Source organism: Psychrobacter alimentarius (assembly GCF_001606025.1).
GTDB lineage: Bacteria > Pseudomonadota > Gammaproteobacteria > Pseudomonadales > Moraxellaceae > Psychrobacter > Psychrobacter alimentarius.
The window spans coordinates 1,456,110-1,471,095 of the sequence record NZ_CP014945.1 but is presented as its reverse complement, the minus strand read 5'-3'; the positions used below and the strand labels follow the sequence as shown (position 1 = coordinate 1,471,095).

The following is a 14,986-nucleotide window of genomic DNA, read 5'->3' as shown; positions in this document are numbered from 1 at the left end:
GGCGGTGCAATGGCTATGCCAGTTACGTTGTGAAGCTGCCTCCAAAAAATGAGTTTGGGTACTCAATCAGTGCTACAACGCCTTTTTATCAAGGTGTGAGCAGTAGTAACAACGTTGGATGAATGTTTAGATATTGATGACTAACTGCTTATAAAAGCAAACATCGTCATTTATTTAATAAGTGGCAGTTAAGTCTAAATTGGTGCATTAATTTGTCTATTTTGGTGCAATAGCCTGATGACTGACTCTTCAAACAGGACAAAAAATTCACCTCCCTATTATGAGTCTAAACAGTGATACCTACGTCCCTTTTGTTTCGGCTGAATCTTTGAAAACCACTAAGACGCTTATGGTTCACGCTTATATGTCAGCCAACGCTTGTAAGCACACTCTTCAAAAACACACCAATATAAAACTGCTTGGCACAATTATTGAATGCTCTGTATCAGTAGGCATCTAAATGTCATTTATCAGCGATATAGAGGACAGACGCATGAGCAGCACTACAATGGGCAAAAACGGCACGATTGAAAAAAACGCAGTCATAAAAAATAAGGGCAATTTGATTGTCATTGGTAATGGCATGGTCGGTCACCATTTTGTTGAAAGAGCCATCGAGCAAGGCTTGCATGAACAATTTGAGATTCATGTCTTTGCAGAAGAAGACCGCCCTGCTTATGACCGCGTGTATTTATCCAGTTATTTTGAACATAAAGACGCTAGCAAGCTGAACTTAGTGGATCTGAGTACTTATGAGTCATCGCAGATACAGCTGCATCTAAACCAGCAGATTGTGACTATTGATTCCGCCAATCAATCTATTACCACAGCAAGTGGCGAGCAGATTGAGTACAGTGAGCTGGTACTGGCAACGGGTTCTTATCCTTTTGTGCCTCCCATTGCAGGGCGCGAGCATCCACACTGTCATGTGTATCGTACGATTGCAGATTTGGATGATATTTTAGCGATTGCTGAACTGCCTAAAGTCAAAAAAGGCGTGGTGGTCGGTGGTGGTCTGCTGGGGCTAGAAGCAGCAAAAGCATTGGTTACGCTAGGGCTGGAGACTTATGTGGTCGAGTTTGCCTCGCAACTAATGGGCGTGCAGCTTGATGCCTCGGGTGGTGAGATTCTAAAGCGCAAAATCGAGGCGCTGGGCGTCACAGTCCTAACAGGTAAGAACACCCAAGAGATTATTTCTCATACAGATAGCGCCTCCGACGCTGATGATACAGACGATGACGCCCGTTATCTCACCATGCAGTTTGCCGATGGCACCACGCTGGACACCGATATGATTGTGTTTAGTGCAGGCATTCGACCACAGGATGCCATCATCAAAAATAATCCTGAGTGCGGTATTGTCATGGGTGCGCGTGGTGGCATTTGGATCGATGAGCACTGTCGCACCAATGCCGATCATGTCTATGCCATTGGCGAATGCGCGGTATGGGACAATCAGATATTTGGCCTTGTGGCACCCGGTTATAGCATGGCCAGTATTTGTGCCGCGCAGATTGCAGGCCATAATGAGCAAATCTTTACAGGCGCTGATATGAGCACCAAGTTAAAACTGATGGGTGTCGATGTCGGCAGTATTGGTGATGCTCATGGCACGACTGAAGGCGGCCTGAGCTATCTGTATCAAAACCCCGCTGAAGGCATTTATAAAAAGCTGGTTACTACTGCTGATAATAAACGCTTGCTTGGTGCGGTGTTGGTTGGTGATACCGAAGATTATAACAATTTATTGCAACTCTACTTAAACGACATTGACCTGCCAGCCCATCCTGAAAGCTTGATCCTACCCAACGTCGAAAAACCCATGATGGGCATCGACAATTTGCCCGATAATGCCATGATTTGCTCTTGTTACAACGTGACAAAGGGCTCAATTTGCTCAGCGGTCGAAAACGGTGCGTACTCAATAGCAGATGTAAAAGCGGTGACGAAAGCAGGTACGGGCTGCGGTGGTTGTGCACCCATGGTAAAAGACACCGTGAGCTATCAGCTAAAAACGCTTGGCTTTGAAATCAAAAACGACTTATGCGAGCACTTTACATATTCTCGTCAGGAATTGTACAGCCTGATTCGCGTACACGGCATCAAGACATTCGATGAGCTGCTAACCGAGCATGGTCACGGTCATGGTTGTGAGATTTGTAAACCGACTGTCGCCTCTATCTTGGCATCGTGCTGGAATGACTATGTGCTCAAACCTGAGCTGACACCGCTACAGGACAGCAACGATTACTATTTGGGCAACATCCAAAAAGACGGCACCTACTCAGTCGTGCCGCGCGTACCGGGTGGCGAGATTACAGCCGACAAACTCATCGTGCTGGGGCAAGTCGCAAAAGAGTTCAATCTCTACACCAAAATCACGGGCGGACAGCGTGTGGATTTATTTGGTGCTCGTATGGAACAGCTGCCAGATATTTGGACACAGTTAGTAGAGGCAGGATTTGAGACTGGTCATGCGTATGGCAAATCGCTACGTACGGTCAAGTCTTGTGTGGGTAATGACTGGTGCCGATATGGGGTCGACGACAGTATGGGTCTGGCCTTGAGGTTGGAGGATCGCTACAAGGGCGTGCGCTCACCGCACAAAATCAAAATGGGTGTTTCAGGCTGCATGAGAGAATGTGCCGAAGCGCAAAGTAAAGACTTTGGCATGATTGCGACTGAAAACGGCTGGAACTTATTTATCGGTGGTAATGGCGGTATTACCCCGCGCCATGCAGAGCTGTTTGCCACTGGTATCGATACCGAAACATTGGTCAGATATATCGACCGTATCATTATGTTTTATATCAAAACAGCCGACAAGCTCCAGCGCACCTCAAAATGGCGCGAAAGTCTAGAAGGTGGGCTTGAGTACTTACAAGCAGTCATCATTGAAGACAGCTTAGGCATCGTAGATGAACTCGAAGCACAAATGGAACTTCTTATCCAAAATTATGTCTGCGAATGGGCTGAGACGATCAATGACACCGAAAAGCTCAAACGTTTCCGTCATTTTGTGAATAGTGAGCAAGGCGATGACAACGTCGTGTTTGTGACCGAACGCGAGCAAATTCGCCCTGCCACTGATTCTGAGAAGTCCGCCATTAGAGTGGTTGAGTTGGCCTAATGACTTTATAACTTTGCATGTGCTTTGTTTTTTAGCAAAGCACACCATCGTCGCTTATCGCTATAACTTTTAAGGATAACACGCTATGAAACAGCACACCATTTGCCCTCTTAACGACATTCTCCCTGAAACCGGCGTGTGCGCATTGATAGACGGCAAGCAAATTGCGATTTTTCGCACCAAAAAAAACGACCTTTTCGCCATTGATAATTATGACCCCTTTAGCCAAGCCAATGTACTGTCTCGCGGTTTGATTGGCGGCACGACGATTGTCAATGAGGCTGGTATGGATGAAGAAGTGCTTTATGTCGCCTCGCCAATTTATAAGCAGCGTTTTAATCTCGCCACAGGACAGTGCTTAGATGATGTGGACGTGACATTAGCTGCCTATCAAGTAACGTTAAATAAAGACACTGTCATGCTAGAAGGCGTTTAAATAAAAGCCCTTAAAAAAGGCATTCAAAAAAATTAGGGCGCACCTTTATTTGAGATGCGCCCTACTTTTTATCACTTTTATTATCAAGACATTAGTGGTTTAAAAACCTCTCACACTGCTTTGACTGGCTCATGGCTTTTTACGCGGCTAATAGTAATACCGGTAAAGCCAAATAGTATCGTCAACAGTAGCGATAGATAACAGAAAAACGCATAAGGCAAGTAATCAAGCACAGGCACTTCTAACGCTTGACTGATAAAGACACCGCAGACACTCCAAGGCACCAAAGGATTGATAACCGTGCCTGCGTCCTCAATCGTACGAGACAAGTTTTTGGGATGCAAATTTAAGCGCTCGAACGTGGGACGAAAGGCTGTACCAGACAGCAAGATACTCAGATATTGCTCGCCGATCAGCACGTTAATACTCAAAGCCGACATGGCAGCCGCAAATATGGCGCGTCCAGACGTGGTCAAAGTGTCTTTAATACCAGATAGCAAGGCAGGCAAAATACCGAGTGCCGTCAGCAGTCCACCAAGGCTCAATGCCAATATCACAATCGCTTGCGTAAAGAACATGCTTTGTACACCGCCGCGTGACAGCATACCACCTACTTCACCCAGCTCTAATGACTCAGCAGGCGCATAACCTGCAAATAAATACCCACCCAACTGACCAAAGCTTGGTGAGCTATGCAAATAAGTAATGATTAAAGCGACTGCGATGGTACAAATGATGGTATAGATCGCATTGACGCGAAAAATAGCCAGCCCAACCAGTACCACAAAAGGCAGCACTGCATACCAATGTACCAAGCCACTCTCTATCAGTTGGCCTTGCAATATGGTCACTTCGCTAAGATCAGAGCCTGCCGTCTGTCCTGAGAAAAACCAAAAAAGGAGAACTGTCAATATCCACGCAGGTACAGTGGTATACATCATATTACGAATGTGTTCAAACAGATCAATGCCCACAACCGATGAAGCGATGGTACAAGTGTCTGATAAAGGCGACATCTTATCACCAAAGAATGCGCCCGATACCACTGCGCCCGCCGCAATCGCCACATTGGCGTCAAAGGCATTACTCATACCAATAAAAGCCACACCCAACGTCGCCGCTGTCGTCAAACTACTACCCAAGGCAATACCAATAATAGAGGTCAAGACAAAGGCAGAAATATAATAGTACTCAGGTGATATCAGCTGAAAACCAAAATACATCAGCGTTGGAATGGCACCTGACATCATCAAGGCGGCGACCATCAAACCAATAAAGAAGAATAAATATATCGCACCAATACCCCGCATGACCCCTGATGCCATTTGCATTTGCATATCATCAAAGCTCAAGCCTTTATACAAACCGATAGCCAATAAAAAACAAATAGCGAGTATCAATGATAAATGTGGTACCCAGCCGAAACCAATCATGGTCACGCCCATGATGGCAATGACAATGGCAGAAATCATAAATGCCAGTTGCGGTGAAATTTGGGTTAATATTTTTGGCGGCATCACACATCCTTAAAGCGCCAGTGCAATCTGGCGTTAGGTTGAATTTAAATATGGAATTTAAGTGGGGCAAGTTTAATGAGTTTGCTTGGCGATTGCCAATCGGATTACGAATCCAATAAGCGATCGGTCTTAGCCGCCATAACAAAATCGTTGTGATGCAAGCCTTTGATGCTATGCGACCACCATGTCACAGTTGCTTTACCCCACTCTACCAAGATACCTGGATGATGCCCTTCTGCCTCGGCGATGTCTGCAAGTTGATTGGCGAACGCCATTGCTTTGACAAAATTTTTGAATTTATACTGCCGCTGTAATTGTTTGATGCCATCCACTTCGATCAATGACCAATCAGGAATTTGTTGTAATAGCTCGTTTGCTTCAGCCGCGTCCACTGTCGGTGCGCCGATACGGCAGGCTTCACAGCTGGCTTGTGATAATGCAGTCATCATAATATCCTTTTATGTTAGAAAGTATTTTTATATTAGAGAGTCTTTTTAATTGATGTATATCCATGTTGATGTGGTGCGACCACCATTCAAACATTTAATCCTAAAACCGTACTGATAGGGTCTTTAGAGAGACATTAACGGGTTTTTATCTGATAACTTGGCTCAAACAGTCCCAATGACATGGCCTTTTTGACCATGCCCATGATGTCACTGTCAACGATATCAAAGAGTGTGTCCAAATCATCAATAACATAGTAAATCGGCTGAATCTGATCGATACGATACGGTGTACGTAACACATCCAACAAGTCAAAGGCTCGGCACTCTGGGCTGGACAGTGATGGGTTTTGCGAATGATTTTGCAACTGATTGCTAAGCGCGTAGATCGTCTCAGACGGCGAGCTGAGAATGCCGCCGCCGTAGATTCTGCGATCCTCACGGCTACGCCCAACCAAACCAAACTCAATGGTGAACCAATAAAGCCGTGCCAAAAACCATCTTTCTTCTTTAGTCGCTTCAAGACCCAACTTGCCATAAGTTTCATTAAAAGTTGCAAATGCAGGATGTGTCAGCAGCGGGCAATGTCCGACGATTTCATGAAAAATGTCAGGCTCTTCGATATAATCCATGTCTTCAAATCGACGGATAAAGGTCGCCACAGGAAAGGACTTATTGGCGAGCAGTTTAAAAAATTTGCCGAAGCTGATTAACGCAGGCACAGCCGCCGTCTGCCAGCCTGTGGTGGCTTGCAATACCTCATCAATGTCACTGAGCTGCGGAATGTGCGTAGCAGGTAGGTTGAGTTTTTTCAAACCTTCTATGTAGGCTGAACAGGCGCGGTTGGGTATCTCACTGGCTTGACGTTCGAGCAGCGCTTGCCACATCGCGTTTTCATGGTCGCCATATTGAATATGACCGTGGCTATCTGGTTGATGCGAAACGTAAGGTTGTTTTTTATTCGTGGCATCCTCTTGACCAAAACCGCCAGTGCTCAGGGGTGCTGAGGTTGAGCCGTTAGCAGCGACATTGGCAGTCTTGGTGTGAGAAGTTGTCTGTTGGAGGCGTTCCATGCCGATATTCCTTTTATTGCAAGGGGTATATTGCTTTTGCATCAATGGCCTTATCATCACTGCCGTACAAGCTGGCGTACTTATGACGGTTAGGCTGATGCGGACAAGACAAACTCCTTTTGCCTTGCCCGTTTGTTGTTTTACTTACCTTTTACTATGGTACTCACGATGGTCGCGTGCGAGCTTTACGGTGTTTCCGTCTCTTGCTGACCGATAGCACCGCGACGTAGCTGGTCGCGCTCTATTGACTCAAACAAGGCTTTAAAGTTACCTTCGCCAAACCCTTCTGCGTAATCGCCTTTACGTTGAATAAATTCAAAGAACACTGGGCTACCCAAGATGGTTTCAGAGAAAATCTGTAATAATAGACGCGGCGTACCATCTTCTGTCGTACCGTCCAATAAGATGCCACGAGTTTGTAATGCGTCAACGTCTTCGCCATGGTTTGGCAAACGCTCATTAAGCATTTCATAATAGGCAGCCGTTGGCGCAGTCATGAGTGGGATGCCAGCCGCTTTGAGCATATCGATACTGGCAAGTAAGTCATCACTAGCTAATGCAATGTGCTGAATGCCTTCGCCATTGAAATGCATCAAATACTCTTCGATCTGTCCACCGCCTTGCTTAGATTCTTCATTCAGTGGAATACGAATTTTGCCGTCAGGGGCGGTCATGGCTTTACTGGTCAGCCCTGTATATTCACCCGTGATATCAAAATAGCGAATTTCGCGGAAGTTAAAAATACGCTCATAGAAGTTTGCCCAATATGCCATACGGCCACGGTAGACGTTGTGAGTCAGATGGTCGATGACCTTAAAGCCATAGCCGACAGGGTTTCTATCTACATTTGGTAAAAACTCAAAGTCGACATCATAGATTGACTCGCCATCTTTAAAACGATCAATCAGATAGATAAGTGAGCCGCCGATGCCTTTGATGGCTGGCAGTCGTAGTTCCATCACCCCAGTTGGGACATTTACTGGCTGTGCGCCCATCTCAATGGCACGCTCGTAAGCTTTTTTAGAATCCTGAACACGAAAACCCATGCTACAAGCGCCTGCACCATGTTCTTCGACAAAATAGCTGGCCGGGCTTAATGGCTCACGATTGATAATGAGGTTGATGTCACCTTGGCGGTATAAAGCCACGTCCTTAGATCTGTGGTTGGCAACATGGCTGAACCCAAGCTGTTCAAACAAAGTAGCGACCGCTTCAGGTTGAGGTGAGGCGAATTCGACAAAATCAAACCCTTGTAGCCCCATTGGATTGTCAAATAAATCTGCCATTGTAATCATCCTTAATTTCAATTGGTGGTAAAAACACGATAAAACGATTTGTCATTAATCTTTTTGGTTGACGTTGTATTTATATTAGATTAGCTTTATTTATAAGACTAATTGTTTTTTATGATTTATTTATCAGGTTTACTTATGAATATCAGCCTTCGCCAATTGACCGCGTTTATCAAAGTCGCTGACTATGGCAGTTTTACTCGTGCCAGCGACCAAATGCATTTGACCCAATCTGCCGTTAGCGGTTTGATCAAAGAACTAGAATCAAGTCTCGGTATTGTGTTGTTTGACCGCACCACACGCCAGCTGTCTTTATCCGCAGTAGGACGGCATTTACTGCCTCAAGCTCGGCGTGTCTTGAATGAGATGCAATTGTTTGAGAATGAAGCCAGCAGCTTAACCAGCCTTGCTCAAGGGCAAGTGCGACTGGCCGTCTCACAGTTTGCAGCGTCTTCCATGCCTGCGGTGATTGCTCAATTTGCCAAAAAACATCCGGAGATTAGCGTGTCGTTATTGGACTGCTCTGCTGAGAACTTACTCAGACATGTGCAAGACATCGAGGTAGACTTGGGCGTCGGTACTGAGCTTGAGTTTATGAAGGCTGACGATGATATCAGTGCTGATTTGTTATACCAGCTACCATTTTGCGTGGTCACGCCTGATAATCACGCCTTGGCACAAAAATCCGAAATCACGTGGCAGGATTTGTTGGATATTCCGCTCATTACCCTACAAGGCCCCTTTATCGAGCAAGTAACGGCGGAGTTAGATGAGCGCATCTCTAGTCATATCCAGCAAGCACGTTATAAGGTCAATTTTATGTCCACTGCGCTTGAGATGACGCGTCAAGGATTCGGTATTACGTTGTGTTTGCCTTACATGCCTGAGGTCATTGACTGGGTTAGCGCCAACGGTTTACAGATGAGACCACTGACCCAGCCCATCAAAATGCGTCAATTTTTTATCTATCAGCGTTCTTCACGCGCCCTCTCGCCCGCCACTATCGCGTTCAAAATATTTTTACAAACCTACTTTTCTAGTCACTTTGATGATCTACAGCATATTTAAATACTGACTGATAAAACGCGTCTGGCGCTGAAATAGCCAAAAACCCAACCCATTTGGGCAATTATTTTGGGAATTATCCAAGATATCTGAATCTCATATTGAGTTAGCCGTCGATTTGCTCTATGATTTTTGGCGGTTCGATTTACATTTTATAAGGAAGCAACATGTTTGAACGTGTCGACTACTACGCTGGTGATCCAATTTTAGGGCTCATGGAAAAATTCTTGGAAGACAGCAATCCAAACAAGGTCAACTTGGGGATTGGTATTTACTATGATGAAGATGGCGTATTGCCGGTACTCGATTGTGTAAAAACTGCCGAGCAGCGTATCGCAGATCCCATCTCGCCTCGTCCGTATCTGCCAATGGCAGGTTTGCCAGGACATCGCAAAGGCTGCCAAGAGCTACTGTTTGGCAAAGACGCAAAAGTCTTACAAGATGGATTGGTTGCGACCATCGCCACGATTGGTGGTTCTGGGGCGCTAAAAGTCGGCGCAGAGTTTATCAATGAATGGTTCCCTCATGCCAAGTGCTATGTCAGCGATCCAACGTGGGCCAACCATATTGCTATCTTTGAAGGCTCAGATGTTGAAGTTGGTAAATATCCGTACTATGACAAAGCCAGCAATAGCGTCAAGTTTGATGAGATGATCGCCTTTTTTAACACCTTGAATAAAGACGATGTGGTGTTATTACATCCTTGCTGCCACAACCCAACGGGTATGGATTTGACTCGTGAGCAATGGGACACTGTGCTAGACGTGGTTCAAGAACGCAGCTTGATTCCATTCATGGATATCGCCTATCAAGGTTTTGGCGACGACATGGACAGCGATGCTTATGCCATTCGTAAAGCGGTCGATATGGGTCTACCATTGTTTGTGAGCAACTCATTCTCTAAAAACCTATCGCTCTATGGCGAGCGTGTTGGCGGCTTATCTGTTGTGTGCCCAACCGTGGATGAAGCCGAGCGCGTATTTGGTCAGCTCAACGCTTTCGTACGCCGTATCTACTCAAGCCCGCCATCACATGGCGGACGTGTCGTCGATATCGTCATGAATGACGAAGCGCTACATGACCAGTGGGTTGGCGAAGTTTATGCGATGCGTGATCGTATCAAAGCCATGCGCCTCAAACTCAAGTCTGTGTTAGAAAGCAAAGTTCCGAATCGTAACTTTGATTATATTACGCGTCAAAATGGTATGTTTAGCTTTACAGGTTTGACGCCTGAGCAAGTCGAGCGCTTACAAAGCGAGTTCGGTATTTATATGATTTCTAATTCACGTATGTGCGTGGCTGGCTTGAACACCAGCAATATCGACTATGTGGCCAATGCCATGGCTGACGTTTTAAAAGACTGATCCCATCAAATTAAGGCATATGATTTGATATAACATCAAATATCATAAGTAACACTGTCATGAAAAAAGGTTGAGCAATGGCTCAGCCTTTTTTTCGTCCAAAACTCATGTAAACCACCGTCAGTACGCTATAAAAAAGCAAAGTGCTACTAAGATAAATTTTGCGAAGCCTCTGTCTGCGCAGGCATAGCAAGCGAGAAAAATTTGTCTTAGTAGCACGTAATAATATGTTTACCTAGGTTATTTAGCATTGGCTGTATTCATACAATAGGTGCTCGCTATATAAAAAACCTTGCAATCTATCTTTCTATAAATTACATTATTCGTAAGCAATTAATTATAACGTAATTTATCATTTATTTTTCGCAAGGAGCATCTTATGTCAACGGTTGACTCAACCCTCACCTCATTTATCGACATCGCAAGCGATTCAGATTTCTCAATTCATAATCTGCCTTATGGCATTTTTAGCAACACTGCTGATGGCAAGCGCCGTGCTGGTGTGGCGATTGGTGAGCAAGTCTTGGATCTCGCTGTCATCGAAGCCGCAGGGCTACTGAGCTTGGATGGTGGTCCCTACTTTGATAAACCAACGCTAAATGCCTTTATTGACTCCGGTCGAGACAACTGGACACAAGCGCGCAAAACCATTCAAATGCTGCTATCTAGTGACAATGATGCCTTACGTGACAATCAAGATTTACAGAAAAAGGCGCTGTTCCAGCAAGCAGACGTCACCATGCACCTGCCGGTACAAGTACCAGGTTTCACCGATTTTTACTCTTCAAAAGAACACGCCACCAACGTCGGCACGATGTTCCGTGACCCAAGTAATGCGCTATTGCCTAACTGGACTGAGATGCCGGTTGGCTATAATGGACGCGCCAGCACCGTGGTCGTGAGTGGCACTGATATTGTCCGTCCATCGGGTCAGCTCAAACCAAATGCCGATGACCGTCCTATTTTTTCTGCCTGTAAGCGTCTAGATTTTGAGCTTGAGACCGCTTTTGTGGTCGGCAAAGGCAATGACATTGGTCAGCCCATCGCAGTAGATGAGGCGTTTGATCACATCTTTGGCATGGTCTTGCTCAACGATTGGTCTGCCCGTGACATCCAAAAATGGGAATATGTGCCTTTAGGCCCCTTTAATGCCAAAACCTTTGCCTCTGAAGTTTCTCCTTGGATTGTGACCATGGACGCGCTCGCGCCGTTTAAAACGGCTTGCCCGACTCAAGAACCAAAGCCACTTGCCTATCTCGACGAAAAAGCAACCGATAATAGCTTTGATATCAATTTATCAGTAGAACTCCTGCCTGAAGACAACGATAGCGCCACCGTGGTTTGTGAGACCAATTTTAAATACATGTACTGGTCCATGGCGCAGCAGCTTACCCACCACACCATCACTGGCTGTAAGGTAGAGGTTGGCGACATGATGGGCTCAGGCACTATTTCAGGCCCAACGCCAGACTCTTATGGCTCGATGCTAGAGATTACTTGGAATGCGACAAAGCCTGTCACGCTAACAGGTGGCGCGACTCGCAGCTTCATTGAAGATGGCGATACCGTCATTATGAAAGGCTATAGCGAAAAAGACGGCATCCGTGTCGGCTTTGGTGAGGTACGCGGTAAAGTACTGCCCGCCATTCAGTTTAACTTTGACAAATAATCTTTAATAAATCGCATTAGCATCACCAGCGTAAAATGGGCGTAAAGGCAAGTAAATGGCACTGTTAGATACCAAAGACTTGCCAAACGCCTTATCAAAAGGAGTTTGATATGAGCTTTAAAATCGAAAAAATTCATCACGTGGCTTATCGCTGCAAAGATGCCAAAGAAACCGTGGAATGGTATCAGAAACACCTCAACATGGACTTTATCCTAGCATTCGCTGAAGACCATGTGCCATCGACCAAAGCCTTTGATCCCTATATGCATGTCTTTTTGGACGCAGGTAATGGCAATGTGTTGGCATTCTTTGAAGTCCCCAATCAACCAGAAATGGGCTTTGATCCCAACACCCCAAACTGGGTGCAGCATCTAGCACTCAAGGTCAAAGACCGTGATGAGTTGCTACGAGCCAAAGAGCATCTAGAAAAGACGGGCATTGATGTGATTGGGGTAACCAACCACGGTATATTCCATTCTATTTATTTCTTTGATCCAAACGGTCATCGCTTGGAGCTGACCTATGATGATCCAACCTCGCACGACAAGGTTTCTATGATTACTGAAGCCATCAAACACGATATGCTAGAAGAATGGTCACGTACCAAGCGCGCACCAACGCATACTCAGTTTTTGCATAGTGACGAGCTTAGCGAAGCAAAAGAGGTCGCACCTGCTGGCGAATAAACACAACCGTTGTTCCGCTTACTGTTTTCTTTAACTTAGATTGTTAAAAAAACAGTAAGCTTTAAGCTTTTTAATGTTGAGACTTTATTCAGACAATCTAACCTGTTGGCGATGACTATTGCCCCTTGATAATTACCGCCTCATCATGAAAGGATTCTATGATGAAAACAAAAACGCACTTAGGAATACTGCTAACTACTTGCATTGCAGTGACTGGCTGTAGCAATAATAATGAGGCAGTTAAGGCTTCGACAGATACAGTCGACGTGACCACTCTCAGATTTTCCCACTTTATGACAGCCAATGACAATATAAATACTGAGGCGCTAGAGCCATGGGCAAAAAAAATCGAAGCCGACTCAAATGGACGTATCAAGGTTGAGATTTACCCTTCTGCCACGCTGAGCAAACCAGGGGCTACGTATGACGCTACGGCCAAAGGCATCGTTGATATTGGTATGCAAGCCCAAGGCTACACCGCAGGACGATTTCCTTTAACCCAAATTGCCGAGCTTCCCGGTATCACCAATAGCGCCCAGCAGCAAAGCTGTATCCTTCATAAGCTTTATGATGAAGGCGTCATTGCAGACGAGTACAAAGACACGCATCTGCTTGCCCTTATCGGAACAGGTCAAGGCGCACTGCATACGGTGGACAAGCCCATACGTACACCTGCTGATATGAAAGGCCTACGGATTCGACAGCCATCTGCCGTGGCAAGCCACATCATTGAAGCAACTGGAGCTGCGCCTGTTGGCATGCCTGCAAGCGACACCTATACTGCCCTTCAGCGCGGCGTCATTGATGGTCTCAGCTTTACATGGCAACCCATTCAAGCGTTCCGTTTGGATGAGCTCATCAATACTCATACCAACATCCCTTTTTATAACTCCACTTTTGTCATTAGCATGAACAAAGACAAATATGATCGTCTACCAGAGGATCTCAAAAAAGTCATTGATGATAATTCAGGTGCGGCACTGGCAGCTAATATCTCCAAAGTCTTTGATGTGAGTAACGACAAAGCCATGGCGGCTGCTAAAGAAAAAGGCGATGTGATGATTGATATTCCTGATCCACTCAATGATCCCAACTGGAAAGGACCGTTGATAGAAGGCTCACAAAAATATCTAGATGAAGTAAATGCCACAGGGTTAGACGCTGATGCTGTATACGAAAAGATCAAAGCAACCAGTAAGACCTGTGCGGTTTAACTCAGATGATTACGCAGGTACTGTTATAACTAATATGGTTACGACTCAAGCATCCTACGCGATTTGATACCGCTGCGCGATGGCTAGGATTTGCTCAACCACATTATGCTGCTTACTCATTGGTAGCTGCTCTGTGGTTCCGATAATCGTAATGGCATATTCTAATGATAGGTTTTCTGGCGGGCGCTTATCATTATTGTCATGGTGAATAGATGATGTGGCAAAAGCATTTGTTGGTTGCGGCAATATAACGGGGATCGTGATGGCGTTGATACCCATTAGCATATCGCCAGTGACCGTCGCATAACCTTGCGTACGAATCTTGGTTTGTAGTTGCGTAAAATGTTGCCATTGTGCGGCTAGCTCCATTTTGTCTTTTGTCTGCCATTCCGCCATGACCAATGGTTCGATGATGGCATCAGGTTGGTAACTGGCAAACAACTGACCTGTCGCTGATGTCGTCAGCGGCATGCGCGAGCCAATACGAGTAATGATACTGATGGGGCTATCTGGCTCGACAGAGTGAATGATGATAGGGCCCTCATTGAACCACTTGGCGATTTGTACTGCGCAGTTTAAAGTATCTTTGATCTCATTGGCGATATGTGTCAGCCGCTCTAAGATATTGCTTTGGTTGTATCCCGTGTGGCCGAGTGCTGCTAAGGCATTGACCCTATCGCCAAGCCCATAACGACCATCACTGAGCTTTCGAGCGTAGTTTTTACGAATAAGACTGACCAGATAGCGATGGCATTTTGCGGGATGCATTTGCATCACTTGGGCGATGTCTTTTAGCATCATAGGTTCGTTATACTCGATCAATACATCCAAGATGGATAGCCCAATTTCAAGGGATTGGACGCCATTTTGATTTTTGTTGGTGGCAAGATTATTTGTCAGATTGCTATCTACAAGGTTGTCAGATGCTGGCATGCTTTGCTCGATAAATGATGTTTTTAATGAATGATTGGTAAGGTTGCGTATTAGCCAAATAAAAATACGACTCAATAACTTTTTATTTAACAATATTCTCTTTTTCTGTATGACATAAGCGCGGTCTTAGTAATTATAACCGCTTATCCCATTGATAACAT

12 protein-coding genes are annotated in these 14,986 nt (G+C 45.4%); 7 read left to right on the top strand and 5 right to left on the bottom strand.

What is annotated here, in order from left to right; all coding sequences use genetic code 11:
• Positions 1 to 508 precede the first annotated feature (508 nt).
• Both nirB and nirD read left to right on the top strand, forming a co-directional pair.
• Positions 509 to 3,130, top strand: coding sequence for a nitrite reductase large subunit NirB (nirB, locus tag A3K91_RS06090; RefSeq protein WP_099046723.1), 2,622 nt, complete (start codon positions 509 to 511; stop codon positions 3,128 to 3,130).
• An 85-nt stretch (positions 3,131 to 3,215) separates the two neighbouring features.
• Positions 3,216 to 3,566, top strand: coding sequence for a nitrite reductase small subunit NirD (gene nirD / locus A3K91_RS06085; RefSeq protein WP_062844463.1), 351 nt, complete (start codon positions 3,216 to 3,218; stop codon positions 3,564 to 3,566).
• A 110-nt stretch (positions 3,567 to 3,676) separates the two neighbouring features.
• Here nirD and nhaC read toward each other — a convergent pair whose 3' ends face one another.
• The 4 genes from nhaC to hppD all read right to left on the bottom strand — a co-directional run bounded on the left by nhaC (position 3,677) and on the right by hppD (position 7,888).
• Entirely contained in the window at positions 3,677 to 5,083 is a 1,407-nt protein-coding gene (gene nhaC / locus A3K91_RS06080; RefSeq protein WP_062844462.1) for a Na+/H+ antiporter NhaC, read from the bottom strand.
• Positions 5,084 to 5,187: 104 nt separating this feature from the next.
• Complete coding sequence (locus tag A3K91_RS06075) at positions 5,188 to 5,532, bottom strand: 4a-hydroxytetrahydrobiopterin dehydratase (protein WP_443508795.1); 345 nt, start codon at positions 5,530 to 5,532, stop codon at positions 5,188 to 5,190.
• Positions 5,533 to 5,666: 134 nt separating this feature from the next.
• On the bottom strand, positions 5,667 to 6,602 hold the full coding sequence (phhA, locus tag A3K91_RS06070; RefSeq protein ID WP_062844460.1) for a phenylalanine 4-monooxygenase: 936 nt from the start codon (positions 6,600 to 6,602) through the stop codon (positions 5,667 to 5,669).
• Between the two features lie 185 nt (positions 6,603 to 6,787).
• The gene (gene hppD, locus A3K91_RS06065; RefSeq protein WP_062844459.1) at positions 6,788 to 7,888 is read right to left on the bottom strand and encodes a 4-hydroxyphenylpyruvate dioxygenase; all 1,101 of its coding nucleotides are present in this window, start codon (positions 7,886 to 7,888) and stop codon (positions 6,788 to 6,790) included.
• Positions 7,889 to 8,032: 144 nt separating this feature from the next.
• Here hppD and A3K91_RS06060 point away from each other — a divergent pair, with 144 nt between their 5' ends.
• The 5 genes from A3K91_RS06060 (at position 8,033) to A3K91_RS06040 (ending at position 13,892) form a co-directional block, all read left to right on the top strand.
• Positions 8,033 to 8,962: a LysR family transcriptional regulator gene (locus tag A3K91_RS06060; RefSeq protein WP_062844458.1), complete on the top strand. Its 930-nt coding sequence runs from the start codon at positions 8,033 to 8,035 to the stop codon at positions 8,960 to 8,962.
• Between the two features lie 164 nt (positions 8,963 to 9,126).
• Positions 9,127 to 10,323, top strand: a complete 1,197-nt coding sequence (locus A3K91_RS06055) for an amino acid aminotransferase (RefSeq protein WP_062844457.1) — start codon at positions 9,127 to 9,129, stop codon at positions 10,321 to 10,323.
• A 379-nt stretch (positions 10,324 to 10,702) separates the two neighbouring features.
• The gene (gene fahA, locus A3K91_RS06050) at positions 10,703 to 11,992 is read left to right on the top strand and encodes a fumarylacetoacetase (protein WP_062844456.1); all 1,290 of its coding nucleotides are present in this window, start codon (positions 10,703 to 10,705) and stop codon (positions 11,990 to 11,992) included.
• A gap of 110 nt (positions 11,993 to 12,102) precedes the next feature.
• Positions 12,103 to 12,678 carry a VOC family protein gene (locus tag A3K91_RS06045; RefSeq protein WP_062844455.1) on the top strand — a complete coding sequence of 192 codons (576 nt, stop codon included), beginning with the start codon at positions 12,103 to 12,105 and terminating at the stop codon, positions 12,676 to 12,678.
• 161 nt (positions 12,679 to 12,839) lie between these two features.
• A complete protein-coding gene (locus A3K91_RS06040; RefSeq protein WP_062844454.1) occupies positions 12,840 to 13,892 on the top strand; it encodes a TRAP transporter substrate-binding protein in 1,053 nt (350 codons plus the stop codon).
• 54 nt (positions 13,893 to 13,946) lie between these two features.
• On the opposite strand, the gene A3K91_RS06035 is transcribed toward A3K91_RS06040, so the two are convergent.
• Complete coding sequence (locus A3K91_RS06035; protein WP_062845892.1) at positions 13,947 to 14,825, bottom strand: IclR family transcriptional regulator; 879 nt, start codon at positions 14,823 to 14,825, stop codon at positions 13,947 to 13,949.
• Between the last annotated feature and the right edge of the window lie 161 nt (positions 14,826 to 14,986).

Coding starts and splice junctions, on each gene's coding strand:
- A3K91_RS06045 (WP_062844455.1), top strand. CDS start 12,103: ATGAGCTTTAAAATCGAAAAAATTCATCACGTGGCTTATCGCTGCAAA.
- A3K91_RS06040 (WP_062844454.1), top strand. CDS start 12,840: ATGAAAACAAAAACGCACTTAGGAATACTGCTAACTACTTGCATTGCA.
- fahA (WP_062844456.1), top strand. CDS start 10,703: ATGTCAACGGTTGACTCAACCCTCACCTCATTTATCGACATCGCAAGC.
- A3K91_RS06035 (WP_062845892.1), bottom strand. CDS start 14,825: ATGCCAGCATCTGACAACCTTGTAGATAGCAATCTGACAAATAATCTT.
- nirD (WP_062844463.1), top strand. CDS start 3,216: ATGAAACAGCACACCATTTGCCCTCTTAACGACATTCTCCCTGAAACC.
- A3K91_RS06055 (WP_062844457.1), top strand. CDS start 9,127: ATGTTTGAACGTGTCGACTACTACGCTGGTGATCCAATTTTAGGGCTC.
- A3K91_RS06075 (WP_443508795.1), bottom strand. CDS start 5,532: ATGATGACTGCATTATCACAAGCCAGCTGTGAAGCCTGCCGTATCGGC.
- phhA (WP_062844460.1), bottom strand. CDS start 6,602: ATGGAACGCCTCCAACAGACAACTTCTCACACCAAGACTGCCAATGTC.
- nhaC (WP_062844462.1), bottom strand. CDS start 5,083: ATGCCGCCAAAAATATTAACCCAAATTTCACCGCAACTGGCATTTATG.
- nirB (WP_099046723.1), top strand. CDS start 509: ATGGGCAAAAACGGCACGATTGAAAAAAACGCAGTCATAAAAAATAAG.
- A3K91_RS06060 (WP_062844458.1), top strand. CDS start 8,033: ATGAATATCAGCCTTCGCCAATTGACCGCGTTTATCAAAGTCGCTGAC.
- hppD (WP_062844459.1), bottom strand. CDS start 7,888: ATGGCAGATTTATTTGACAATCCAATGGGGCTACAAGGGTTTGATTTT.